The sequence below is a fragment of the Streptomyces rimosus genome, assembly GCF_008704655.1.
GTDB lineage: Bacteria > Actinomycetota > Actinomycetes > Streptomycetales > Streptomycetaceae > Streptomyces > Streptomyces rimosus.
In genome coordinates this window covers 7,131,371-7,155,414 of record NZ_CP023688.1, presented here as the reverse complement: position 1 = coordinate 7,155,414, position 24,044 = coordinate 7,131,371, and the positions used below count along the sequence as shown (strand labels likewise).

The window sequence follows — 24,044 nt, the reverse complement described above, 5'->3', positions numbered from 1 at the left end:
TCACCGTGCGGCGTCGGCTCCCGACGATACCGGTACCGATCCGTCCTCTTCGGACTGCCCCGGCCGGCCCTCCCCACTGTCCGGAAGATGCCCCTCCCGGCCCTTGAGCAGGTCCCGTTCGATCTCCTCCAGGCTGCGGCCCTTGGTCTCCGGCAGCAGCTTCCGTACGAAGACGAAGGCGGCGAACGTCGTCACGGCGAAGAACAGGAAGTTCACGCCCGCTCCCCAGGCGCGCAGCAGCGACGGGAAGACCAGCGAGACCACCATGTTGAACAGCCAGTTGAACATCACGCACAGGCTCACCGCGGCGGCCCGGATGCGCATCGGGAACAGCTCCGGCAGCATCACCCACTGCACCGGGCCCCAGGAGACCGCGAAGGACGCGATGTACAGGGCGATGCCGAAGAGGGTGAGGGCGGACAGGGCTGCCCCGTATCCGAGGCCGGACAGGTTGGTGACGGCCAGTACGAGCATCGCCGCACACATGCCGAGCGCGCCGTACAGGAGCAGCGGTTTGCGGCCCTTGCGGTCGATCAGGCGCATGGCGGGCAGCGTCATCAGCATGTTGAGCAGCCCTATGCCGACGTTGGCGAGGATCGCGCCGTCGGAGCCGAAGCCGATGTCGGTGAGCAGCGTCGGCGCGTAGTAGATGATCGTGTTGATGCCGACGAAGTTCTGGAAGAAGACCAGCAGCATCCCGACCAGCAGGACCGGCCGCAGCCGGGGCGAGGCGAGATCCTTGAGGGTCAGCGACCGGCTCTCGGCCCGCTCGATGCGCTCGGTCTCCTCGATCTCGGCCAGTTCCGTGTCGGCCGTGCCGCCCGCGCCGCGCAGCCGCGTCAGTACCTGCCGCGCCTCGTCGTTGCGGCCCTTGCCGACCAGCCAGCGGGGGCTTTCGGGCTGGGTGACGATGCCGAGCGCGAGGATCGCGGCGGGCACCACGCCCAGGCCGATCATCCAGCGCCACGCCTCGGCCCCGGCGAGCAGGTAGTCGGTGACGTACGCGAGGAAGATGCCGACCGTGACCAGCAGCTGCATCAGTGAGGTCAGGCCGCCGCGCAGGTGCTTGGGCGCCAGCTCCGTCAGATACAGCGGTACGACGACGGAGGCGATGCCCACGCCGATGCCGAGCACGAAGCGGAAGGCGATCAGCGTCCAGGGGGTGGCGGACAGCGCGGCGCCGAGGGTGCCGGCGATGAAGACGGCGGAGGCGGCGAGGATCAGCCGGCGCCGGCCCCAGGAGTCGGACAGCCGCCCGGACAGGCCCGCGCCGAGCATCGCGCCGACCAGCAGGCCGGAGACGACCATGCCTTCCAGGAGCGGGGTCAGCGCGATGTCGTTCTTGATGAAGAGCATGGCGCCGGAGATGACGCCGGTGTCATAGCCCCACAGGATGCCGCCGAGGGCACCGAAGACCCAGATCAGGGCGTTCTTGATGCGTGCGGGCACGGCGCGTCACCCCTTCCGCGCGTTCTGCGGGCCCTGCGGCGCGATGTGGATCTTGCGGCCGGTCCCGGCCCGGAAGCGGGCCACCGCCTCGTCGAAGTCCTCCAGCCCGTACACGTCGCTGACCAGCGGATCGAGGTCGAGCCCGGCCTCCAGTACGTCGATGGCGGGCTGGAAGCTGTTGTGCACGGCCATCGAGCCGATGATGTCGATCTCGTGGTGGTAGACGAGATACGGCGAGAACTTCGCGGAGCGGGCCGGGTCGGTGACGCCGAACTGGAGGAACGTGCCGCCCTTGCGGACCCGGCCGAGGCCGTCCTCGATGGCCGGGACCGCGCCGGTCGCGTCGATGACCACCTCGAAGCCGGGCTTGCGGCCCAGATGGTCGGCGTTGGTGACGGCCGCGTCGAGGCCGAAGCTCTCGGCGAAGGCCAGCCGCTCCTTGTTGAGGTCCACGACGGACACGGAGGCGGCGCCCGCGGTACGCACCAGGGCGGCCATCATCAGGCCCATCGTTCCGGCGCCGTAGATCAGGTAGTGCTCGCCGGGGCGCCGGGGCAGCCGGTTCAGGCCGTGCACCGCGCAGGACAGCGGCTCGATCAGGCCCGCCGCGGCCTCGGAGAACGACTCCGGTACGAGGTGGCAGCAGCGCGCGGGCACCGCGACCAGTTCGGCGAAACCACCCGCCTGGGTGACGCCGATCGCCTGGTAGTCCTCGCAGAGGTTGGCGCGGCCGATGCGGCAGTAGTGGCAGGCGCCGCACGGCATGTTCGGGTTGACGGCAACGCGGTCGCCGACGGCCGGGCTGGTGACGCCCTCGCCCACGGCCACCACTTCGCCGGTCAGCTCGTGGCCGGGGATCAGCGGGTAGGGCACGGCGGGCAGTTCGCCGCCGAGGATGTGCATGTCGGTCCCGCACAGCCCGCAGGAGGAGACGCGCACGACGACTTCCGCGGGTTCCGGCCGGGGATCGGGGACTTCGGTCAGGGCGGTACGGCCCGGCTCGGTGACCACGACAGCGCGCATGGCGCCTCCTCACGTCTTCGTGCGGTGTTGCGGGTGTTGCGGGATGGGGTGGCGTGAACGTAACCCGGTGGTAAACGTTTGCGCAAGCGTTTACGTCTAGGCTGTGATGGACTACGTACCGGCAGCGGACCGCCTGCCGGCGAAACAGGGCGACGGACTCGGGGAGACGGACCGGATGACGACGATGGTCGATGTGGCGCGGCGGGCGGGGGTCTCCGTGGCCACGGTCTCGCATGTGCTCAACGAGACCCGGCCGGTACGCCCCGACACCCGCGCCGCCGTCCTCGCGGCCATCGACGAGCTGGGCTACACCCACAACACGCTGGCCCGTTCGCTGGTCACCGCGCGCACCCGCTCCATAGGGCTCGCGGTCTCCGCGATCAGCAACCCGTACTTCACCGAGATCCTCCAGGGCGTCGAGGCCGGCGCCCTGGAAGCGGGCTACAGCCTGCTGATCGCCGATCCGCACGACGACCCCGCGCACGAGCAGAAGGTCGTGCGGCTGCTGCACGAGCGCCGGGTGGACGGCATGATCGTCGCGCCGTCCGCCGAGCCCGCCGGCATGGCCGGCTACCTCACCCGGCGCAAGGTTCCGGCCGTCTTCCTCGACCGGCTCGTCGGCGACGCCCACGACCAGGTCTGCGCGGAGAACACCGCCCCCGTACGGCAGCTCGTCGAGCACCTCGCCGACCTCGGCCACACCCGGATCGGGCTGGTCGCCGGGCTGCCCGGCCTGAGCACCACCACCGAGCGCGTCCAGGGCTACCGCGAGGGCCTGCGCGCCCGCGGTCTGCCCTTCGCCCCCGAACTGCTGGCGGGCGGCAACTCCGAGGCGGAGGGCGCCCAGGACGCCACCCGGCACCTGCTCGCCGCCCCCGAACCGCCCACCGCGATCATCACCGCCAACAACGCGATGACGATCGGCACCCTGCGCGCGCTGCGCGACCTCGGCCTCGACGTGCCCCGCGACATCGCCCTGGCCTGCTTCGACGACTTCTCGTGGGCGGACCTGTTCGCCCCGCGTCTGACGGCGATCTCCCAGCCCAGCAAGGAGATCGGGGCCGCAGCGGTCCGGCTGCTCCTGGAACGGCTGGAGGAACCGGACCGCCCACCGCGCACCCTCCGGCTCCCCTGCACCTACGTGCACCGCGAATCCTGCGGCTGCACCGGCGCCGGGCGCTGATCCGCCCCTCCCCACCCCAGAAAGGCCAGGACTGTCGTGATCGTCGTCGCCGGCGAGGCCCTGATCGACCTCGTGCCCAGCTCCCAACCGCCGTCCGGGGACGGGCCGTTGCCCGCGTTGCTGCCGCGCCGGGGCGGCGGCCCGTACAACACCGCGCTCGCCCTCGGACGGCTCGGCTCGCCCGCCGCGTTCTGCTCGCGGGTGTCGACCGACACCTTCGGGGAGGAGCTGCTGCGCGGGCTGCGCGCCGACGGCGTGGACATCTCGCTCGTCCAGCGCGGCACCGAGCCGACCACCCTGGCGGTCGCGGACATCAGTCCGGACGGCTCGGCGGGTTACGGCTTCTACGCCGACGGCACCGCCGACCGGCTGTTCACCCTGCCGGCCGAACTGCCCGCCGCGACGCGGGCGGTGTCGTTCGGCACCTGCTCGCTGGTGCTGGAGCCGGGCGCGAGCGCGTACGAGTCGCTGATGCGCCGCTCGGCGGAGCAGGGGATCTTCACCGCGCTGGACCCCAACATCCGCGCCGGGCTGATCGCGGACGCGGACGCCTACCGGGCCCGCTTCCGCTCCTGGCTGCCGCACGTCACGCTGCTGAAGCTCTCGGAGGAGGACGCGGAGTGGCTGGCCGGGCCCCAGGGCGTCGCGGCCGCGGTCAAGGACTGGCTGGCGGCCGGTCCGGCGGCGGTGGTGCTCACGCGCGGCGGCGACGGGCTGTCCGTGCTGACGCCGGGCGGTACGGAGATCACGGTGCCCGGCGAGCGGATCGAGGTCGCGGACACGATCGGCGCGGGCGACACGGTCAACGCGGCGCTGCTGCACCGCCTCGACGCGCACGGCGCCCTGTCCCCCGGCGCGCTCGCCGCCCTCTCCCCCGACGCCTGGCGCGACATCCTCGGCTTCGCGGCCCGCGCGGCCGCAGTGACCTGCTCCCGCCCCGGCGCACAGCCGCCGTACGCGACGGAGCTGGTGGGGCCGGAGTGACGGGGCGGCGGGTTCGGCGGCGGTGAGGGGGGTAGGGGCGGTTCCGGTCGCCGGGGGTAAGGGGTGGCGGGCTGCGCGGCCGTCACGGTGGTACGGGGCGGTTCCGGCCACCCGGGGCCTACGCGGCGGCGGGCTGCCCGGCCGTTGACGGTGATACGGGCGGTCCCGGGCGCCGGGCAGCGCAGCCGTAACGGTGGTACGGGCAGCCCCAGGTCGCCGGGGCCACGCGGCGGCGGGCAGCACAGCCGTAACAGTGGTACGGGGCGGTCCCGGCCGCCCGGGACCTACGCGGCTGCGGGATGCGCAGCCGTAACGGTGGTACGGGCAGCCCCAGGTCGCCGGGGCCACGCGGCGGCGGGCAGCTCAGCCGTAACGCTGGTACGAGCGGCCCCGGCCGCCCGGCCTACGCGGCGGCGGACTGCACAGCCGTTGACGGTGATACGGGCGGTCCCTCCCGCCGAGCCTACGGCGGCGGACGGACTGCCCACCCCATGGCGACCGGGCCTGACCGCCCGCCCCACGACGACGGGCCGCCGCCCCTCCCCTCACGGGTGGGACAGCGGCCCGTCGGCCGTCCGGCGGCGGTGTCAGACCCGGCGGGCCCGTGTCGCCTTCTTGGCGGCCGTTTTGGTGGCCGTCTTCTTGGCGGCCGGGGGCTTGGCGGTCGTCTTCTTCGCCGTCGTCTTCGAAGCGGCCGTCTTGGTGCCGGTCTTCGCCGAGACGGTCTTCTTCGCCGGCGCCTTCGTCGCGGCGACGGTCTTCTTCGCCGCGCGCTTCTTCGGCCCGCCGGCCAGGGTCGGCTCCGCGTCGCTGACCCGGTCGCCCAGGATGTCGCGCAGGAACTTGCCGGTGTGGCTGGCCGGGACGGCCGCGACCTGCTCCGGGGTGCCCTCGGCGACGACCAGGCCGCCGCCGTTGCCGCCCTCGGGGCCCATGTCCACGATCCAGTCCGCGGTCTTGATCACGTCGAGGTTGTGCTCGATGACGATGACCGAGTTGCCCTTGTCGACCAGTCCGGACAGCACCTTGATCAGCTTGCTGATGTCGTCGAAGTGCAGACCGGTGGTCGGCTCGTCCAGGACGTAGACCGTGCGGCCGGTGGAGCGCTTCTGCAGCTCGGAGGCGAGCTTGACGCGCTGCGCCTCACCGCCGGAGAGGGTCGGCGCGGACTGTCCGAGCCGGACGTACCCCAGCCCGACCTCGGTGAGCGTCTTCAGGTGCCGGGCGATGCTCGGGACGGCCTCGAAGAAGCTCAGCGCCTCCTCGATCGGCATGTCCAGGACCTCGGCGATGGACTTGCCCTTGTAGTGGACCTCCAGGGTCTCCCGGTTGTAGCGCGCGCCGTGGCAGACCTCGCACGGCACGTACACGTCCGGCAGGAAGTTCATCTCGATCTTGATCGTGCCGTCGCCCGCGCAGTTCTCGCAGCGGCCGCCCTTGACGTTGAAGGAGAAGCGCCCCGGCATGTAGCCGCGGACCTTGGCCTCCATCGTCTCCGCGAACAGCTTGCGGATGTTGTCGAAGACACCGGTGTACGTCGCGGGGTTGGAGCGCGGCGTACGGCCGATGGGCGACTGGTCGACGTGCACGACCTTGTCCACCTGGTCGTCGCCGGAGACCCGCACATGGCGGCCGGGCACCGACTTGGCGCCGTTCAGCTCGCGGGCCAGGTGGGTGTACAGGATGTCGTTGACCAGCGTGGACTTGCCGGAGCCGGAGACGCCGGTGACCGCGGTGAGCACGCCGAGCGGGAAGGAGACGGTGATGTCGCGGAGGTTGTTCTCCTTCGCGCCGTGCACCGTCAGCTGCCGCTTCGGGTCGGCGGGCCGCCGCACCTCGGGCGTCACGATGGCCTTGCGGCCGGACAGGTACTGCCCGGTGACCGAGTCCTTGTTGGCCAGCAGCTCCTTCATGGGGCCGCTGTGCACGACCTTGCCGCCGTGCTCGCCGGCGCCCGGGCCGATGTCCACGACCCAGTCGGCGACCTTGATCGTGTCCTCGTCGTGCTCCACGACGATCAGCGTGTTGCCCATGTCGCGCAGCCGCACCAGCGTCTCGATGAGGCGGTGGTTGTCGCGCTGGTGGAGGCCGATGGACGGCTCGTCCAGGACGTAGAGCACGCCGACCAGGCCGGAGCCGATCTGGGTGGCGAGCCGGATGCGCTGGGCCTCGCCGCCTGAGAGGGTGCCCGCGGCGCGGTTCAGCGAGAGGTAGTCCAGGCCGACGTCGACCAGGAACTTCAGCCGCTCGTTGACCTCCTTGAGGACCCGCTCGGCGATCTTCTTCTCACGGGCGTCGAGCTTCATCTCGCGCAGGAAGTCGGCGCAGTCGCTGATCGACATGGCCGAGACCTCGGCGATCGAGCGGCCCTTGACCGTGACCGCGAGGACGATCGGCTTGAGCCGGGTGCCCTCACAGGTCGGGCAGGGCACCTCGCGCATGTAGCCCTCGAAGCGCTCGCGGCTGCTGTCGCTCTCCGCCTCCTGGTGGCGCCGCTTGACGAACGGAACGGCACCCTCGAACGCGGTGGTGTACGAGCGCTCGCGGCCGTAGCGGTTGCGGTAGCGGACGTCGATCTGGGTGCGGTGGCCGTTGAGGATGGCCTTCTTGGCGCGCTGCGGCAGCCCGGCCCAGGGGATGTCCGTACGGAAGCCGAGGGCGTCGGCGAGGGCTCCGACCAGGCGGCCGAAGTACTCCTTGGTGTGGCCGTGCGACCAGGGGTGGACGGCGCCCTCGTCGAGGGACTTCTCCTCGTCCGGGATGATCAGCTCGGGGTCGACCTCCATGCGCGTGCCGATGCCGGTGCAGTCGGGGCAGGCGCCGAAGGGCGAGTTGAAGGAGAAGGAGCGGGGCTCCAGCTCCTCGAACGACAGGTCGTCGCGCGGGCAGTACAGGTGCTCCGAGTACATCCGCTCGCGCTGCGGATCGTCCTCGTCCAGGTCGACGAAGTCGAGGATGACCATGCCGCCGGACAGGCCGAGGGCGGTCTCGACGGAGTCGGTCAGCCGCCGCTTGGCGCTGTCCTTGACGGTCAGGCGGTCCACGACCACCTCGATCGTGTGCTTCTCCTGCTTCTTGAGCTTGGGCGGGTCGGAGAGCTGGATCGTGGCGCCGTCGACGCGGGCGCGGCTGTAGCCCTTGGTCTGGAGGTCGGAGAAGAGGTCCACGAACTCGCCCTTGCGCTCGCGCGCGAGCGGGGCCAGCACCTGGAAGCGGCTGCCCTCGGGCAGCTCCAGGACCTTGTCGACAATGGCCTGCGGCGACTGCCGGGCGATCGGGTCACCGCACTCGGGACAGTGCGGCTTGCCGATACGGGCGAACAGCAGGCGGAGGTAGTCGTAGACCTCGGTGATCGTGCCGACCGTCGAGCGCGGGTTGCGCGAGGTCGACTTCTGGTCGATCGAGACCGCGGGGGACAGGCCCTCGATGAAGTCCACATCGGGCTTGTCCATCTGCCCGAGGAACTGCCGGGCGTACGAGGAGAGCGACTCGACATAGCGGCGCTGCCCCTCGGCGAAGATCGTGTCGAAGGCGAGCGAGGACTTGCCCGACCCGGAGAGCCCCGTGAAGACGATGAGGGAGTCCCGGGGGAGGTCGAGCGAGACGTTGCGCAGGTTGTGCTCGCGAGCGCCACGGACGATGAGACGGTCGGCCACGCCGGTCGGCACCTTTCTGGAGAGGGGCGGGAGGCCGCGGCCCAGCTGCGTGCGGCCCTGACGGCGGCGGTCGGACGAGCCGGTCGCTGCCGGTCGCCGGGCCGGGTGGGCGCGGAAACTGGGCGAGCCCCCGCCCCAGGGTATGGGGACTGCCGCGGCGATGTCTTTTTGATGCCACACACGAGCCTATAGCACGCGCATTCGAATTACGGCGTCCGTTGCCGCGCTTCACCCGAACGTGTGGTCGCCTCTGGACAACACACGACGGCCCGCCTCTCTTCCTGCCGATCATCGACAGGCCGCTCCCCCCTTCACCCACGCCCCTCCGGCATCCCCGGTTCCCGCCGCCCCCGGGCCCGCAGGGGCGAAAACCGGCACCGTACGAAGGTGTCCGAAGTCACGGCCACGGCAGCCGCTGTTCGATTTCCGGACCGCCCGGCCCCGCCACGCCCCCGCCGCGAGCACTGCCCGCCCTACAGCACCCGCGACAGCACGTCGTACGTGTGCTGCAGCAGCCCCCACTGCTCCGCGGCGATCTTCTCGACGGGAACGCCGGCCATCTGCCGGCGGATGACCGTCGCGTACACGGAGCGGTACGCGGCCACGGTCAGCGCGGCGGCCAGCCTCGGCCCGTGCTCGTCGGGCCCGGCTCCCCCGGCCTCCGCGAACAACCCGGCGAGCGTGTTCTCGAACTCCTCCAGAGCCTCGCGCCCGCGGGCCTGCAACGCCGCGGAGTCCACCAGCACCTGCCACCAGTGGCGGTCCCAGAACCCCACGCCCGCGAGCGGGTGCCCCTGTTCCAGCAGGTCGAGCGCGAGGCGGTGCAGCGCCTCCAGCGGCGCGACGCCCTCACCCCGTTCCCGTACGGCGCGCGTGACCAGCTCGAACGCCTCGGGGATGCGGTCGAGGAAGAGATCTTCCTTGCGGGGGAAGTAGTTGAAGACCGTCATCGTCGAGACCTCCGCGGCGCGGGCCACCTCGGCGACGGTGACCTGCTCGAAGCCGCGCGCGACGAAGAGCCGGGTGGCCTCGCCGGAGATCCGTTCACGGGTCCGGATCTTCTTCAGCTCCCGCAGCGAGAGCCCGTCGCCGCCCGCACCCGCCCGGCCACCGCCACGCTCCGCCCTGTCCGCCTGATCAGCCATGACCAGGATTTTAGCCGAAACAAATTTTTAGTGACTACAATCAGCCGCATGAACAAGAACACCGGGGGAACCGCTCCCCGAACGGACGTGGTGATCGCGGGCGCCGGGCCCGTCGGACTGATGCTCGCCTGCGAACTCGCCCTGCGCGGGGTGCGGGTGGTCGCGCTGGAGCGCCTGACCGCAGTGGACGAGACGATCAAGGCGGGCGGCATCAACACGCCCACCGCGGAAGCCTTCTACCGCCGCGGCATGCTGCCCGCGCTCGCCGACTTGCAGAAGGAGGCGTTCGGCCGGTTCCACTCCTTCGTACGGCAGCGGCAGGCCGCCGGAGCGAGCTCCGTACGCCCGGCGCCGAGGTTCGCCGGACACTTCGCGGGCATCATGCTGCGCGCCGAACTGCTGGACACATCCGACTCCGACTTCCACCACGCCGGACCGGCCGACGAGATCGGCTTCGTGTCACAGCAGGCACTGGAACGGCTGCTCGCCGAGCGCGCCGCCGAACTCGGCGTCGAGGTGCGCCGCGGCGTGGAGCTGACCGGCTTCGACACGGATACGGACGGCGTGACGGTGCACGTCGGCGAGGCCGGAGAGGCCGGTGACGCAGGCGGGGAGGAACTGCGGGCCGGCTGGCTGGTGGGCTGCGACGGCGGACGCAGTACGGTCCGCAGGCTCGCCGGGTTCCCCTTCCCCGGCACCGATCCGGAGATCACCGGCCGCCAGGCGCTGGTGGAGATGACCGGCGCCGAGAAGCTCGGCATGGGCTGGAACGAGACGGAGACCGGCATCTACAGCCACGGCCCGGTGCCCGGCCGCATCCTCACCGTCGAGTTCGACGGCCCGCCCGCGGACCGCTCCGCCCCCGTCACCCTGGAGGAGGTCCAGGCGAGCCTGCGCAAGGTGTCGGGGACCGACGTCACGGTCACCAAGGTGAACACGGCCACCCGCTTCACCGACAACACCCGCCAGGTCACCGAGTACCGCCGCGGGCGCGTCCTGCTGGCCGGTGACGCGGCGCACGTACACCCGCCGTTCGGCGGCCAGGGGCTCAATCTGGGCATCGGGGACGCGATGAACCTGGGCTGGAAGCTGGCCGCGACGGTCCTGGGCCACGCCCCCGACGGGCTGCTGGACACCTACACCGCCGAGCGGCACCCGGTCGGCGCATGGGTGCTGGAGTGGACCCGCGCCCAGATAGCGGTGATGCGGCCGACGCCGCACTCCCGCGCGCTGCGCAAGGTGATCACCGACCTGACCGGCACGGTCACCGGCACCACGTACTTCGCCAAGAAGATCTCCGGGGTGTGGCACCGCTACGACCTGCCCGGCGACCACCCGCTGACCGGCCGCAGCGCCCCCGACCTGGTCTTCGCCAACGGCACCCGGCTCGGCGCGCACCTGGAGGACGGGCGGGCGCTGCTGTTCGTCCTCACCGACGACCCCGGACCGGCCGGCCGGGCCGCCGAGTACGCCGCCGGATACGAGGGCCGGCTGCGCGTGGTGACCACCCGCTGCCCGGACCGGCCGGAACTGGCCGGGCTGCTGGTGCGGCCGGACGGCGTGGTGGCGTGGGGCGCGGGTACGGACGAGGACGCGCTGCGGGGCGAGTCGCGTAGCGGAGCGGGCGCTGACAAGGCCGGATCGGGGGCTGACGGGGACGGAGCCCCGGCTCGTACGGCCGGTACGGCGACCGCCACCCGTACGGCTCCCGCCGCCACCTGCACGGCGGACGAACTGGCCGCTCTGGAGGACGCGTTGCGCCGGTGGTTCGGCGCTCCCGGCGGCACTCCCGGCGGAACGGCTGACTGACGGCCGCGGTTCCGGCCGGTCCGTTCGCGCGGGCCCGGCCGGGGCCGTGCCGCGCTGTCCGCGCCGCCCGCGTACCCCTGTATCCGTGCGGACCGACTCCCACGGAGGCCACCGCGGCGCTAGCTTCGGACCATGACCGACAACGCGCCCCCCGCCACACCGGATTTCGCGCAGGACGCCGCCGCCGTCCGTGAAGCGACCGACCGACTGCTCGACTCCGCCGGGAAGTTGGACGACGCGGCGATCGGAGAACCGTCACTGCTGCCCGACTGGACCCGCGGCCATGTCCTCGCCCATGTGGCCCGCAACGCCGATGCCCTGGTCAACCTGCTGACCTGGGCGCGTACCGGCGTCCGCACCCCGATGTACGCCGGCGCCGAGGCCCGCGACGCCGACATCGCCGCCGGCGCCGACCGGCCGCTCGCCGTGCACCTGGACGACCTGCGCTCCAGCGCCGAGCGTTTCGACGCGGCCGTGGCGGCGCTGCCGCCCGCCCGCCTCCCGTACGAGCTGGAAATGCGCAACGGCGTCATCGAACGCGCCGCCCGGCTGCCGTTCCGCCGTCTGGTCGAGGTCGAGCTGCACCGTATCGACCTCGGCGTCGGCTACGGCATCGAGCAGTTGCCGACCGCCTTCGTCGACGCGGAACTGGCGTTCATGACGGGTGTGAAGTTCGCCGGCCACATCGACGTACCGGCCATGGAACTGCGCGCCCCCGACGGACGGCGGTGGCGTACCGGCCGCACGGAGCACACCGGCGTGGTCACCGAGGACACCGGGGACGTCCCGTACGTGGTGGTGTCCGGGCCGCCCGCCGAACTGGTCGGCTGGCTCACCGGCCGCGCCAAAGGCACCGGACTCGACACCCGGGGCGGCCCGCTTCCGGCCCTTCCCCCGCTTTAGGGTGGGCGCATGAGCTACACGGGAGCAGTGAAGGTCGGCGGACCGGCCGACGTGCACGAGTTGGCCGACCTGATGATCTCCAAAGTCGCGGTGGGCCCGATGGACAACAACGCCTATCTGCTGCGCTGCCGCGCGACCGGCGAACAGCTGCTGATCGACGCCGCCGCCGAGCCGCGCACCCTCCTCAACCTGATCGGCGACAGCGGCATCGCCTCCGTGGTGACCACCCATCGGCACGGTGACCACTGGGGCGCGCTGCGCGAGGTGGTGGACGCGACGGGCGCCCGTACGTACGCGGGCCGGTACGACGCCGAGGGCATCCCCGTACCGACCGACGTGCCCGTCGAGGACGGTGACACCATCGCCGTCGGCGAGGTCCGGCTGACCGCCCGCCACCTGGTCGGCCACACGCCGGGCAGCATCGCGCTGATCTACGACGACCCGCACGGGCACCCGCACGTCTTCACCGGCGACTGCCTCTTCCCGGGCGGCGTCGGCAACACCTGGAACGACCCGGAGCAGTTCGCCAGCCTCCTTGACGACGTCTCGGCCAAGCTGTTCGACCGGCTGCCGGACGAGACCTGGGTCTACCCGGGCCACGGCTCGGACACCACGCTCGGCGCGGAGCGCCCGCACCTCGCCGAGTGGCGCGAACGCGGCTGGTGAGGTCCTGACGGGCGGCCGGTCGCCCCGGCCGCCCGGCGGACCGTCCGTCAGCAGGTAACGTAGGACCGGCGCGCGTTGTTGTAGCCGCAGCTGTCGACGCGCGCGCCGGACGCCTTCGTGAGGGTCGCGGTGTCCTTGGTGTTGTCCCACACGTAGGCGCGGCGGTTCTGGTAGCGGTGGGCCGCGGTGTCGCGCCCCTTGCCGGTGTGCACCGTCACGGTCCTGCCCGCGCCCAGGGTGTACGTACCGAAGGTGTACACGTGCCGGGAGGCGTCGGTCAGCTTCCAGCCCTTGAGGCTGACGGCGCGCGAGGTGGAGTTCTTGATCTGCACCCACTCGGCGTTGAGGCTGGCGTTGGAACGGTTGTCGCTGCCGGGGCTGTTGTAGTAGATCTTCGCCAGGTGCACGGACCCGGCGGCGGAGGCCGGGGCCGCCGTGACGAGCCCCCCGAGTCCTCCGGCCGTCGTGGCTATCGCGAGTGCGGCTGCGGTGGCTGCCTTGCGGTGACGCATGGGTCCCCCCTCGGGACGGTGCGCGCCGGAGGGCCTCAGGTGCCTCGGGGTCCGTTCGGGCGCGCGGTCGATGATGCGCGCACTGTACGGGTTGGCGGGGCGCGGGGGGATCCGTTCTGCATGCATGCCGTACGGATGCGGCACGGATGCCGACCGCATATGCCCCGCAACGGCGAGGGAGGCCCCGCGGTGTACTCGCGGGACCTCCCCGAATGTGTCGTGACCTCCCCGAACGCGCCGGGACGGGCGGCCGCCCGTCTCCGCACCACGGGTCAGACGTCTATGGCGTCTTTGGCATCTTCCTTCGCCGCGGCGGCCTCCGCCTCCGCCCTCGCCTGCTTCTTCGAGGCCCGCAGGCTCGTGAGCGTCGTGATGACGAGGACGGCGCAGATGACGCCGAGCGAGACCGGGATGCTGATCTCGGGGACGTTCACACCCGACTCGTGCAGGGCGTGCAGCACCAGCTTCACACCGATGAAGCCGAGGATGACCGACAGCCCGTAGGACAGATGCACCAGCTTCTTCAGCAGCCCGCCGATGAGGAAGTACAGCTGCCGCAGACCCATCAGGGCGAAGGCGTTGGCGGTGAAGACGATGTACGGGTCCTGGGTCAGGCCGAAGATCGCCGGGATCGAGTCCAGCGCGAACAGCACGTCGGTGGTGCCGATCGCCAGCATGACGATCAGCATCGGCGTCATCAGGCGCCTGCCGTTCTCGACGACGAACAGCTTGGTGCCGTGGTACTTGTCGGTCGACGGGAACCGCTTCTCGACCATCTTCAGGAAGCGGTTCTCCTCGAACTCCTCGTCCTGCTCCTCCGCACGCGCCTCCTGGATGAGCTTCCAGGCCGTCCAGATCAGGAACGCGCCGAAGATGTAGAAGACCCACGAGAAGTTGGCGATGATCGCGGCGCCCGCGCCGATGAACCCGGCGCGCAGCACGAGCGCTATCAGCACACCGACCATCAGCACCCGCTGCTGGTAGATCGTCGGCACCGCGAACTTCGCCATGATGAGGACGAAGACGAAGAGGTTGTCGACGCTCAGCGACTTCTCGGTGATGAAGCCCGCGAAGAACTCTCCCGTCGGCTGCCCGCCGCCGAAGACCAGCAGGCCGAGCCCGAAGAGCGCGGCAAGGGCGATCCAGACGGCCGTCCAGATCCCGGCCTCCTTGAGGGAGACCTCGTGCGGTTTGCGTCCGCCGATGAAGAAATCGGCGGTGATCAGGGCGCACAGACCGACGATGGTCAGCACCCATAGGGTCAGGGAAACGTCCACTGCTCCTCCGGCAGAGTCGTACGGCACTCACAGCGTCGTCGCTGCCGGAGGTCTCTTCCACCCGAGAACACCGTTGGCGCTCCCCGAGCCGGGCCGACGTCCCGGGATCGCGTCAGTGGTGTGATCCGTGATGACGGGAACGTCGCGCAGGAATACTCCCCTCCGCACTCAAAGGGTAAAGGAAAGGCAATGTGAAGTAAAGGGTTGAGTAAATGGGCTGGTCGGGGGCGTGCTGGGGATTTCTGTGAGGGCTCTCTGGGGGCAGGCTGCCTCGTGCGGCTGTGGTCGCGTGCCCGGCGGGGTCTCAGCTCTCCCCCGTACGGCTGTGGCCGCGCACTCCTGGGGGTCTCAGCTCTCGCTCGTACGGCTGTGGCCGCGTGCCCGGCGGGCCTCGGCCAGGTCGGTCAGGACCTGGCGCAGGATCTGGCTCCCCTCCGGTACGCGCGAGGGCTCGTACGTCCAGGCGTGCCCGACCCAGGGGTCGGCGAGGTGGGCGTCGGGGACCGGCGTGATCCGCAGCAGGGAGCGCCACAGCGGGTCCAGCACCGGCCCGTACTCCCGCGCCTCCGCCCGGTCCGCGACCATCAGCAGGTGCACGCCGACCGACGGGCCCTCGTCCGCCAGGTAGCGGAGCTGGTTGACGGCGCGGTCGTCGAAGCCGTGCGGGAAGTCGTGAACGATCAGCAGCTGCTCCGCCGTGTCCAGGTCCGGCGGCAGCGACTCGGCGGCCTGGTTGCGTACCGCCATCTGTACGAGGTCCACGCGCCGGGTCAGTTCGCCGAGTACCGCGGCCACGCCCTGCGCCCCGGCGGCCGGGGCCTCGCGGAGCGCGCCCGTCTCCAGCAGCGGCGCCAGCGCGGGAGCCGCCGCGCCGGCCGGGTCGATGACCTGGAGGGTGAGTTCGCCGGCCGGGTGGGCGGCCAGCAGGCGGGCGGCGAGGGTGACGGCGGTGTCCAGCGCCCGGCGCCGTACCTCGGCGGCGTCCAGCGGCTCGCCGCCGTCCGGGCCGTTGCCGAAACCGTCCGGCCCGAAGGCGTCCGATCCGAAAGCGTCCGGTCCGAAGCTGTCCGCGAACCCGTCGGGGGCGCCCTCGCCGCGGAACATGGCGGGCGTTCCGCTGTCGATCCACAGACCGCGGTTCATCGGCAGCCGCACGAGCATGGGCACGCGCAGGTCCGGGCACTCCGGCAGGCGCAGGTCACCGAGGCGTACGGCGATCGGATAGTCGCCCGGGACCCGGTAGCCGTGCCAGACGGGGCTGCTCCAGTCCGCGAGGGCGGGCGGCAGCGCGGGCTCGACCACCCCGGCCTCGGCGGTGAGCTGGGCGAGGTCCCGGTCGAGCACCTCACGGGCCTGGGCCGCGAGGCGGGCGTGCTTGTCGTGCGCGGCGGCCCGCGCGGCGTCGGCGGCGGGGCCGACACGGTTGCGGGAATCGGCGTTCACCGCGTCCAGTTCCTTGGCCAGGCGGGACTGGGCGAAGTCCATGGCACTGCGGTAGGCGGCCACGGTCCGGGACAGATCCTCGAAGATCCCCCAGACCTGGTTGTAGAGGCGCTCGTCCGCGGTACGGCCTGGGGCGTCGCCGGCTACTGGGGTGGGGGGTGCTTCGGGGTGGGGGGCTTGGGTATGGGGCGCTTCGGTGGGGGTGGGGGCTGGGGTGTTCTGGGGAGGCGGTGGGGCGGTGGGGCGGCGGTTCGGGTGGTGGTAGTTGATGGGGGTGGGGGTGCTGTTCGCTGGGGGCGTGGATGCCGGGGCTGCGGCTTCCGGGGGCGTGATTGCCGGGGCTGCGGCTGCCGGGGGCGTGGGCGCCGGGTCGGGGGCCGGTATCGAGCGTGCGAGGCCGTCGCGTACCGCTTCCTGGATCTCCGCGGCCAGTTCGGCGGCCTGCGGCAGGCCCTGGTCTTGGAGCATCGCCCCGAGCCCGCCCGCGTACCCCTGCCCCACGGCACGCACCTTCCAGGCGCCCTGCCTGCGGTACAACTCCACCGCCACGACGGCCGATTCGGCGCCGAGGTCGGTCAGGGTGTAGCTGGCGATGCCCGTACCGTCGAGGCCGGTGACGGTGACGAACGGGGCTGCCGCGGCCCCGAAGTCCGCCGGTCCGCCGATGCCGACGGGCAACGCCAGCAGCACGCTGACCCGGTGCACGTCGGCGGCCAGGGCGTCGAGGTCCACCGCGATCCGGTGCTCGGCGGCGGCCTGCCGGGGGACCTCGATGCCGGTACGGCGCGGCGCGCCCGGGTGGGCGACGGCCTCGACGCCCGTGAGGGCGCCCCGCTCGTCGGCGAGCGTCACCCCTGAGACGACGGGCCCGCCCGCCGCGATCCTGATCTCCAAACGGGTCCGGTCCAGTGGGTGGTTTTGCCCGCGGACAAGCTCGGCCGTCATCGTCGTTCCCCCGTGGTGTTCGTGCGCCCCGCCCGCCGACGGGGCCCGGTGCGTGCTTACAGGTACGGCAGTATCGCCGGGACCACGTCCTTGAACGTACGGCCGTGGGACGGTTCGCCGATAGCGGTCATCTGCCAGCCGTTGCCGGAACGGTGCACCTTGCTCATGATCTGCGCGGTGTAGTCACCGCCGCCGGTGAGGGTGTAGCGGGCCAGCTCCTGGCCGGTGGTCTCGTCGACGAGGCGGCAGAAAGCGTCCTGCACCTCGGCGAAGGTCTGCCCGGTGAAGGAGTTCACCGTGAACACGATCTGGTCGATGTGCACCGGTACCCGCGCCAGGTCCACCAGGATCGCCTCGTCGTCCCCGCCCTGCCCGGCGCCCCCGACCACGTTGTCGCCGGTGTGCCGCACCGACCCGTCGTCGCTGATCAGGTGCTGGAAGAAGACGACGTCCATCGGCTGCTTGTCGGCGAACAGCACCGCCGAGGCGTCGAGGTCGATCTCCCGGGTGCGCGACCCGAACAGGCCACGCCGGGGCGCCGACCGCCAGCCCAGCCCCATCCGTACGGCGGTCAGCGTTCCCCCGTCCGACTTCGTCAGGCTGATGCCCTGCCCCTTGGACAAGTTGACCGACACGTGCTGCCCCTCTCGCTCTGTTTCTCCCCGTTGCCGCCTCCCCGACGGCTTCCCCCGACCCTATGCAGGCCCGCCTTCCACCACGCACCCACCCCGGGCTTTGTGGCGTTCCTGCAACACGGACGGGCTTGGGGGCCATCCTTCCCGCCCCAGCCACGCCCCTCCCCGTGCCGGCCCCTGACCCCGCCCACGCCCCTGACTCCGCCGACGCTCCCTTCCCGTCCCGCCCCCAGCTCCCGGCAACGCGGCGCTACGACAACCCACTGCCCCGGACGGGGACACGCACCCCCGCACCCCCGCACCCCCGCACCCCCGCACCCCCGCACCCCCGCACCCCCGCACCAACAGCCTCGCCACACAGGCGGCGCGTCACCGCCTGCGAGCAGCACGTCACCCCGGCCACACCCCCGGGGCCGACGGCCGGGACGCCTCACCTCGCCCCGAGCCCCGAACCGGACGGCCCCCTAACCGAACCTCGCCCCCGAACCGAACCTGGCTCCTGGCTCCTGGCTCCTGGCTCCTGGCTCCTGGCTCCTGATCGAACCCCACCCCTCCCGGGCCCCTCCCGGGGCCCGGCTCAGCTCACCGCAGCCCCGCCTCCTTCATCTGCCGCAGTTCCTTCTTCAGTTCGCCGACCTCGTCGCGCAGCCGGGCGGCCACCTCGAATTGCAGCTCCGCCGCGGCGGCCCGCATCCGGTCGGTCATTTCCTCGATCAGCTCGGCCAGTTCGGAGGCGGGCCGGTCGGTGGGCGTGGCGGCGCCCTTCGCGGCCTTGCCCTTGGCCGCCTTTCCGCCCAGCGCGGGCACCGGTGCCTTGCCCTTGGCGTCCTTGCCGTCGGCCGCCTTGCGGTAGCCCGTGCCCAGCAGCTCCTGGGTGTCGATCTCCTCGCGCGCGAGGGTCGCGACGATGTCGCCGATCTTCTTGCGGAGCGGCTGCGGGTCGATGCCGTTCTCCTTGTTGTACGCGAGCTGCTTCTCCCGGCGGCGGTTGGTCTCGTCGATGGCCCTGCGCATCGCCGGGGTGATCTTGTCCGCGTACATATGGACCTGGCCGGAGACGTTACGCGCGGCCCGGCCGATGGTCTGGATCAGCGACGTGCCCGAGCGCAGGAAGCCCTCCTTGTCGGCGTCCAGGATCGCCACCAGCGACACCTCGGGCAGGTCGAGCCCCTCGCGCAGCAGGTTGATGCCGACCAGGACGTCGTACTCGCCGGCCCGCAGCTCCCGCAGCAGCTCGACGCGGCGCAGGGTGTCCACGTCGCTGTGCAGGTAGCGCACCTGGATGCCGAGCTCGACGAAGTAGTCCGTCAGGTCCTCGGCCATCTTCTTGGTGAGGGTCGTGACCAGGACCCGTTCGTCCTTCTCCGTGCGGGTGCGGATCTCATGGACCAGGTCGTCGATCTGGCCCTCGGTGGACTTGACGATCACCTCGGGGTCGACCAGGCCGGTCGGGCGGATGATCTGCTCCACGTACCCGTCGGACCGCGAGAGCTCGTACGAGCCGGGCGTCGCCGAGAGGTAGACGGTCTGGCCGACGCGCCCCAGGAACTCCTCCCACTTCAGCGGCCGGTTGTCGAGGGCGGACGGCAGCCGGAAGCCGTGCTCGACCAGGGTGCGTTTGCGGGAGGCGTCGCCTTCGTACATCGCGCCGATCTGCGGGACGGTGACGTGCGACTCGTCGATGACCAGGAGGAAGTCGTCCGGGAAGTAGTCCAGGAGGGTGTTGGGCGGGCTGCCGGGGGCGCGGTCGTCCATGTGCAGCGAGTAGTTCTCGATGCCGGAGCAGGAGCCGACCTGGCGCATCATCTCGATGTCGTACGTCGTGCGCATGCGCAGCCGCTGGGCCTCCAGGTGCTTGCCCTGCTTCTCCATCGTGGCCAGGGTCTCGGCCAGCTCCGCCTCGATCCCGGCGATGGCCTTTTCCATGCGCTCGGGGCCCGCGACGTAGTGGCTGGCCGGGAAGACGTACAGCTGCTGGTCCTCGCTGATCACCTCGCCGGTGAGCGGGTGGAGGGTGGACAGCGCCTCGATCTCGTCGCCGAACATCTCGATGCGGACGGCGAGCTCCTCGTAGACCGGGAAGATCTCGATGGTGTCGCCGCGGACGCGGAACGTGCCGCGGGTGAAGGCCAGGTCGTTGCGGGTGTACTGGATGTCGACGAAGCGGCGGAGCAGCTGGTCGCGGTCGATCTCGTCGCCGACCTTGAGCGACACCATGCGGTCCACGTACTCCTGGGGCGTGCCCAGGCCGTAGATGCAGGACACCGAGGCGACCACGATCACGTCCCGCCGGGTGAGCAGGGAGTTCGTCGCAGAGTGGCGCAGCCGCTCGACCTCCTCGTTGATCGAGGAGTCCTTCTCGATGTAGGTGTCCGACTGCGGGACGTACGCCTCGGGCTGGTAGTAGTCGTAGTACGAGACGAAGTACTCGACGGCGTTGTTGGGCAGCAGCTCGCGGAACTCGTTGGCGAGCTGGGCCGCGAGGGTCTTGTTGGGCGCCATGACGAGGGTGGGGCGCTGCAGCTTCTCGATCATCCACGCGGTGGTCGCGGACTTGCCGGTACCGGTCGCGCCGAGCAGGACGACGTCCTTCTCACCGCCGCTGATGCGCTGCGCGAGCTCGGCGATGGCCGCCGGCTGGTCGCCGCTGGGCTGATAGGGGCTGACGACCTCGAAGGGCGCCACCGTGCGTTCGATCTTGGAAACGGGCCGCATGTCATCAACCGTACGACCCCCCACTGACAATCGGCCGGAGAACGCTCCGACCAGCGGTTCTGTCGGCTCGGTCGGCGGGAACGGCATGGCTCGGCGGCCGGGGAGGAGCCCGCGCGGAGGCGGCCGGACCGGCTCGGCCTCCGCCACGCCAGGACCGAAGCCGGAACCGAATCCGGCCGGGCCGCGCGGAGGCGGCAAGGAGCCGGGACGCGGCGGGCGCAGGGCCAGAACCGGACAGTGGGGCCGGGCGGGCCGATATCCCGGCCGGCGGGCGCGGAGGCCGGGGCTCCGCGCCCCGGGGCGCGCGCGGCACGTGTGTATGTTGCGTGCTTTTTGAGGAGATCACGCGATCCGGGCGTTCAAACACGGACCACAGGTCGCTTCTCGTTCAGTTTCTGTCCATCCGGCGCCTGTCTCCCGGTACGTCCAGACTGCGACCCTCTGCGCGTCCCACCCCGAATCCACCTCGTTCACCGGGGGCGTTCCGGCGGTTCCCGGCTGCACTCCCGGCCCATCCGGCCGGTGCCGTGACCTCGGCCCGTTCCGGTGGGCCCGCGCCGGCCCACCCCCGTACGCGCTCGCCATCACGTCGTCACTAGGAGTCCGCATGCGTTTCCGCTCCGTCGCCACTGTCGCCGGTGTGCTCGTGGGCCTGACCGCGTCCCTGTTCCCCGTCTCGAGCGCCCAGGCCGCCGGCGCCCACCGCACGGTGGTGACCGTCGCCCACCGGGGCGCCTCCGCGTACGCGCCCGAGAACACGCTCGCCGCCGTCGACGCGGCCGCCGACCTCGGTTTCGCGTGGGTGGAGAACGACGTCCAGCGCACCAAGGACGGTGAACTGGTCGTCCTCCACGACACCTCGCTCGCCCGGACGACCAACGTGGAGCAGGTCTTCCCGGGCCGCGCCCCCTGGAACGTCGCCGACTTCACGCTCGCGGAGATCGAGAAGCTGGACGCGGGCAGCTGGTTCGGCCCGAAGTTCACCGGTGAGCGCGTCCCGACGCTGGAGGACTACATGGACACCGTCGAGGACAACGACCAGAACCTGCTGCTGGAGATCAAGTCGCCCGAGCTCTACCCCGGTATCGAGCGGCAGATCCTCAAGGAGCTGCGTGAGGACGGCTGGCTGGACCGCGACCACGTCAAGCGCCGGCTGGTCGTGCAGAGCTTCAGCGCCGACTCGGTGAAGAAGGTGCACAGCCTGCGGCCCGACATCAAGACGGGCTTCCTCGGTACGCCGGCCGCCGCCGAACTGCCCAAGTACGCGGCGTTCGCCGACCAGATCAACCCCCAGTACAAGTCGATCGACGCCGGGTACGTCGCGTCCGTGCACAAGGTGAAGGGCCCGCACGGCCGCCCGCTGGAGGTCTTCACCTGGACCATCGACGACGCCGCCAACGCGGTCAAGGCCGCCGGCCAGGGCGTGAACGGCATCATCAGCAACAAGCCGGACGTCGTCCGCAACGCCCTGGAGAAGACCGGCCGGTAGTCCGGCGGCCCCTGCCGCCCGCCCGTAGCCGACGACGCCCCGGAACCGCCGCCCGCCGCGGTTCCGGGGGCGTTGTCAGTGGCGGGTCATAGGCTGATGCCGTGACGAACACAGAGCGGGATCAGCGGGGCGACCGGGCCGGGCAGCAGGAGCGGCCCGGCCCCGAGGAGCCGCCCGAGCAGAAGTCACCGGACCGGCCCGGACAGGATGAGCCGAAGCCGGCCGAGCCGGATGAAGCGCTCCGGGCTCGGGAGCCACGCGACTGGGCCTGGCGCGTGCTGGACACCCCCATCGGCCCGCTGCTGCTCGCGGCGACCCGCGAGGGGCTGGCGCTGGTCGCCTTCCACTCCGACGAGCGGGTCGTCCGCAGGTCGCTGACCCGCCTGCGACTGGCGTTCGGCCGCGAACCGCTGCCGGAGATACCCCACTTGACCACGGCAGCTGACGAGCTGGCCCGCTATTTCGACAGTGGTCTGCGGGCCTTCACCGTCCCCCTGGACTGGTCGCTGTCCGCAGGCTTCAACGAACGGGTGCTGCGCGAGCTGGCCGCCCACGTCCCGTACGGCACGGTGGTCGGCTACCAGGACCTGGCCGACCGGGTCGGCGAGCCGGGCGCCGCCCGCGCGGTGGGCGCGGCCATGGGCTCCAACCCGCTCCCGGTCGTCGTCCCCTGCCACCGGGTGGTGGCGAGCGACGGCGGGATCGGCGGTTTCGGCGGCGGCCTGGACACCAAGCGGCACCTGCTGGCCTTGGAGGGTGTCCTCCCGCAGCCCCTCTTCTGAAGTCCCTACGGTCTGAGTCCGGCGCCCTCCGTACTCCCACTCAAGCCTGCCCTCTCCCTATCCCCCGCCCTCCGCGCGAAAGGCCCGCACCCGTCATGCCCCGCCAGATCGCCCTCCTCCGCGGCATCAACGTCGGAGGTCACAACAAGTTCCCCATGGCGCGACAGCGTGAACTGTTCGCGGCCCTGGGCCACCGGGACATGACGGTCCTCCTCCAGACCGGCAACATCGTCTTCGCCGACCCCGGCACACCGCCCGCGGAGACGGCGCGCCGGATCGAGGCCCGGATCGCCGATGAGCTGGGCTTCCCGGTCCCCGTGGTGGTCCGTACGCGCGACGAGCTGGCCGCCGCCGTCGCGGCCAACCCCTTCCCGCAGGCAGAGGCCGAGCCCAAGACCCTCCACGTGACGTTCCTGTCCGACGCCCCCGCCGACCCGTCCCCGCTGAAGCAGCTGGGCTCCGGTGCGTACGCCCCCGACCAGCTCCGGCTGATCGGCCGCGAGCTCTACATGTGGTGCCCGAACGGCGTCGGACGCTCCAAGCTCGCCGACGCCGTCTCCCGTGCCCGCCTCGGTGTGACGGCCACGGCCCGCAACTGGAACACGGTGACGAAGCTGCTCGCCCTCGCCGACGCCTGACAGGGCGCGGGTCCTCACCTCTTACGGGCAGTGCAGGGACGCGTCGGCCGGCCCCGCCACGAAGCGGGTGAACCGTACCTTCAGGCCCGCCCGCTGCGGCGAGCAGCAGAACGGCCCGGCGTACGCCACGGCGTCCGGGTCCAGCGGCGCCAGCCGCACCATGCGCCACGGCTCCTGCTCGCGCCGCGCCCGTACGGTCAGCGCGTCGCCGCTGCGGCTGACGCGCACCGTGACCTCGCGCCCCGCCCACGCCGGTACGGGCGCCAGCGACCAGTCCGACCACTCGCGGGTGACCACCGCGCCCACCTGCGGCGCGCCGTCGCTCATCTCCACCCCGGCCTTGATCCACGTGCGCGCGTCCACCCGCACCATCGCCCCGGCCTGGTCGTACAGCTCGTCGAAGGCGGCGACGAAGGACACCTCGACGGCCGAGTCCGCGGGAAACGGCGCCAGCAGCGCATGCCCGGTGTCCCGGACGAAGCCATAACCGGTCCGCCGCCAGAAGTCGCTCCCCTCAGCTGCCGTGACAACCATCGACCCACCACCGGCAGCCCCGCCCTCACACCACACCTCCGGCGGCGGATTCAGCCACCGAGCCCGACCGGCACCCCAATCCATCTCCTCCACGCACAGCCCCCTTCCGCCGTCCCACACTCCGCATCCCAACACCACTTCCAGCCCCAAGCCCAGGCCCAGGCCCAGACACAGCCTCAGGTCCCAACCGAGGCCCAGATCCCGCCCAAGGCCCAAAACCACCCCCAAACTCCGGCCCCAGCCCTGGCCAACAGCC

General features: G+C 71.5%; 18 protein-coding genes. 8 read left to right on the top strand and 10 right to left on the bottom strand.

The features are described from left to right. The gene (locus CP984_RS31175) at positions 1–1,449 is read right to left on the bottom strand and encodes a sugar porter family MFS transporter (protein WP_003984945.1); all 1,449 of its coding nucleotides are present in this window, start codon (positions 1,447–1,449) and stop codon (positions 1–3) included. Between the two features lie 6 nt (positions 1,450–1,455). Continuing rightward, a complete protein-coding gene (locus CP984_RS31170; RefSeq protein WP_003984944.1) occupies positions 1,456–2,472 on the bottom strand; it encodes an L-threonine dehydrogenase in 1,017 nt (338 codons plus the stop codon). A 175-nt stretch (positions 2,473–2,647) separates the two neighbouring features. Here CP984_RS31170 and CP984_RS31165 point away from each other — a divergent pair, with 175 nt between their 5' ends. Further along, positions 2,648–3,655: a LacI family DNA-binding transcriptional regulator gene (locus CP984_RS31165; protein WP_030180624.1), complete on the top strand. Its 1,008-nt coding sequence runs from the start codon at positions 2,648–2,650 to the stop codon at positions 3,653–3,655. Positions 3,656–3,691: 36 nt separating this feature from the next. Then, the gene (locus CP984_RS31160) at positions 3,692–4,639 is read left to right on the top strand and encodes a carbohydrate kinase family protein (RefSeq protein ID WP_003984940.1); all 948 of its coding nucleotides are present in this window, start codon (positions 3,692–3,694) and stop codon (positions 4,637–4,639) included. 587 nt (positions 4,640–5,226) lie between these two features. Here CP984_RS31160 and uvrA read toward each other — a convergent pair. Further along, the gene (gene uvrA, locus CP984_RS31155; protein WP_003984939.1) at positions 5,227–8,295 is read right to left on the bottom strand and encodes an excinuclease ABC subunit UvrA; all 3,069 of its coding nucleotides are present in this window, start codon (positions 8,293–8,295) and stop codon (positions 5,227–5,229) included. Between the two features lie 473 nt (positions 8,296–8,768). Next, positions 8,769–9,440: a TetR/AcrR family transcriptional regulator gene (locus CP984_RS31150; protein WP_003984938.1), complete on the bottom strand. Its 672-nt coding sequence runs from the start codon at positions 9,438–9,440 to the stop codon at positions 8,769–8,771. A gap of 48 nt (positions 9,441–9,488) precedes the next feature. Between CP984_RS31150 and CP984_RS31145 the strand changes: the two genes are divergently transcribed. From CP984_RS31145 to CP984_RS31135, 3 genes are all read left to right on the top strand, one after another. Beyond that, complete coding sequence (locus tag CP984_RS31145) at positions 9,489–11,249, top strand: FAD-dependent oxidoreductase (RefSeq protein ID WP_003984937.1); 1,761 nt, start codon at positions 9,489–9,491, stop codon at positions 11,247–11,249. 132 nt (positions 11,250–11,381) lie between these two features. Continuing rightward, the gene (locus CP984_RS31140) at positions 11,382–12,152 is read left to right on the top strand and encodes a maleylpyruvate isomerase family mycothiol-dependent enzyme (protein ID WP_003984936.1); all 771 of its coding nucleotides are present in this window, start codon (positions 11,382–11,384) and stop codon (positions 12,150–12,152) included. A gap of 9 nt (positions 12,153–12,161) precedes the next feature. Then, a complete protein-coding gene (locus tag CP984_RS31135) occupies positions 12,162–12,818 on the top strand; it encodes an MBL fold metallo-hydrolase (protein WP_003984935.1) in 657 nt (218 codons plus the stop codon). A 47-nt stretch (positions 12,819–12,865) separates the two neighbouring features. Here CP984_RS31135 and CP984_RS31130 read toward each other — a convergent pair whose 3' ends face one another. The 5 genes from CP984_RS31130 to uvrB all read right to left on the bottom strand — a co-directional run bounded on the left by CP984_RS31130 (position 12,866) and on the right by uvrB (position 20,345). Beyond that, positions 12,866–13,330, bottom strand: coding sequence for a lamin tail domain-containing protein (locus CP984_RS31130; protein WP_003984934.1), 465 nt, complete (start codon positions 13,328–13,330; stop codon positions 12,866–12,868). Between the two features lie 272 nt (positions 13,331–13,602). Further along, positions 13,603–14,607 (bottom strand): TerC family protein, encoded by a 1,005-nt coding sequence (locus tag CP984_RS31125; RefSeq protein WP_003984933.1) that lies wholly within the window; start codon positions 14,605–14,607, stop codon positions 13,603–13,605. A 348-nt stretch (positions 14,608–14,955) separates the two neighbouring features. Beyond that, entirely contained in the window at positions 14,956–16,995 is a 2,040-nt protein-coding gene (locus tag CP984_RS31120) for a TerD family protein (protein WP_031024663.1), read from the bottom strand. A 56-nt stretch (positions 16,996–17,051) separates the two neighbouring features. Further along, complete coding sequence (locus CP984_RS31115; protein ID WP_003984931.1) at positions 17,052–17,630, bottom strand: TerD family protein; 579 nt, start codon at positions 17,628–17,630, stop codon at positions 17,052–17,054. 582 nt (positions 17,631–18,212) lie between these two features. Next, positions 18,213–20,345, bottom strand: coding sequence for an excinuclease ABC subunit UvrB (uvrB, locus tag CP984_RS31110; RefSeq protein ID WP_003983903.1), 2,133 nt, complete (start codon positions 20,343–20,345; stop codon positions 18,213–18,215). 607 nt (positions 20,346–20,952) lie between these two features. On the opposite strand from uvrB, the gene CP984_RS31105 reads away from it, so the two are divergent. The 3 genes from CP984_RS31105 to CP984_RS31095 all read left to right on the top strand — a co-directional run bounded on the left by CP984_RS31105 (position 20,953) and on the right by CP984_RS31095 (position 23,254). Further along, positions 20,953–21,834, top strand: a complete 882-nt coding sequence (locus CP984_RS31105; protein ID WP_003983904.1) for a glycerophosphodiester phosphodiesterase family protein — start codon at positions 20,953–20,955, stop codon at positions 21,832–21,834. Positions 21,835–21,935: 101 nt separating this feature from the next. Further along, positions 21,936–22,616, top strand: a complete 681-nt coding sequence (locus CP984_RS31100) for a methylated-DNA--[protein]-cysteine S-methyltransferase (protein ID WP_003983905.1) — start codon at positions 21,936–21,938, stop codon at positions 22,614–22,616. Positions 22,617–22,711: 95 nt separating this feature from the next. After that, entirely contained in the window at positions 22,712–23,254 is a 543-nt protein-coding gene (locus CP984_RS31095) for a DUF1697 domain-containing protein (RefSeq protein ID WP_003983906.1), read from the top strand. 21 nt (positions 23,255–23,275) lie between these two features. Here the strand turns inward: CP984_RS31095 and CP984_RS31090 are convergent, their stop codons facing one another. Next, on the bottom strand, positions 23,276–23,872 hold the full coding sequence (locus CP984_RS31090) for a DUF1349 domain-containing protein (protein ID WP_030184118.1): 597 nt from the start codon (positions 23,870–23,872) through the stop codon (positions 23,276–23,278). Between the last annotated feature and the right edge of the window lie 172 nt (positions 23,873–24,044).

Bases quoted from the DNA above. Each gene is read 5' to 3' on its own strand.
- CP984_RS31170 (WP_003984944.1), bottom strand. From the start codon at position 2,472: ATGCGCGCTGTCGTGGTCACCGAGCCGGGCCGTACCGCCCTGACCGAA.
- CP984_RS31165 (WP_030180624.1), top strand. From the start codon at position 2,648: ATGACGACGATGGTCGATGTGGCGCGGCGGGCGGGGGTCTCCGTGGCC.
- CP984_RS31150 (WP_003984938.1), bottom strand. From the start codon at position 9,440: ATGGCTGATCAGGCGGACAGGGCGGAGCGTGGCGGTGGCCGGGCGGGT.
- CP984_RS31145 (WP_003984937.1), top strand. From the start codon at position 9,489: ATGAACAAGAACACCGGGGGAACCGCTCCCCGAACGGACGTGGTGATC.
- CP984_RS31140 (WP_003984936.1), top strand. From the start codon at position 11,382: ATGACCGACAACGCGCCCCCCGCCACACCGGATTTCGCGCAGGACGCC.
- CP984_RS31135 (WP_003984935.1), top strand. From the start codon at position 12,162: ATGAGCTACACGGGAGCAGTGAAGGTCGGCGGACCGGCCGACGTGCAC.
- CP984_RS31130 (WP_003984934.1), bottom strand. From the start codon at position 13,330: ATGCGTCACCGCAAGGCAGCCACCGCAGCCGCACTCGCGATAGCCACG.
- CP984_RS31120 (WP_031024663.1), bottom strand. From the start codon at position 16,995: ATGACGGCCGAGCTTGTCCGCGGGCAAAACCACCCACTGGACCGGACC.
- uvrB (WP_003983903.1), bottom strand. From the start codon at position 20,345: ATGCGGCCCGTTTCCAAGATCGAACGCACGGTGGCGCCCTTCGAGGTC.
- CP984_RS31105 (WP_003983904.1), top strand. From the start codon at position 20,953: ATGCGTTTCCGCTCCGTCGCCACTGTCGCCGGTGTGCTCGTGGGCCTG.
- CP984_RS31095 (WP_003983906.1), top strand. From the start codon at position 22,712: ATGCCCCGCCAGATCGCCCTCCTCCGCGGCATCAACGTCGGAGGTCAC.
- CP984_RS31090 (WP_030184118.1), bottom strand. From the start codon at position 23,872: ATGGATTGGGGTGCCGGTCGGGCTCGGTGGCTGAATCCGCCGCCGGAG.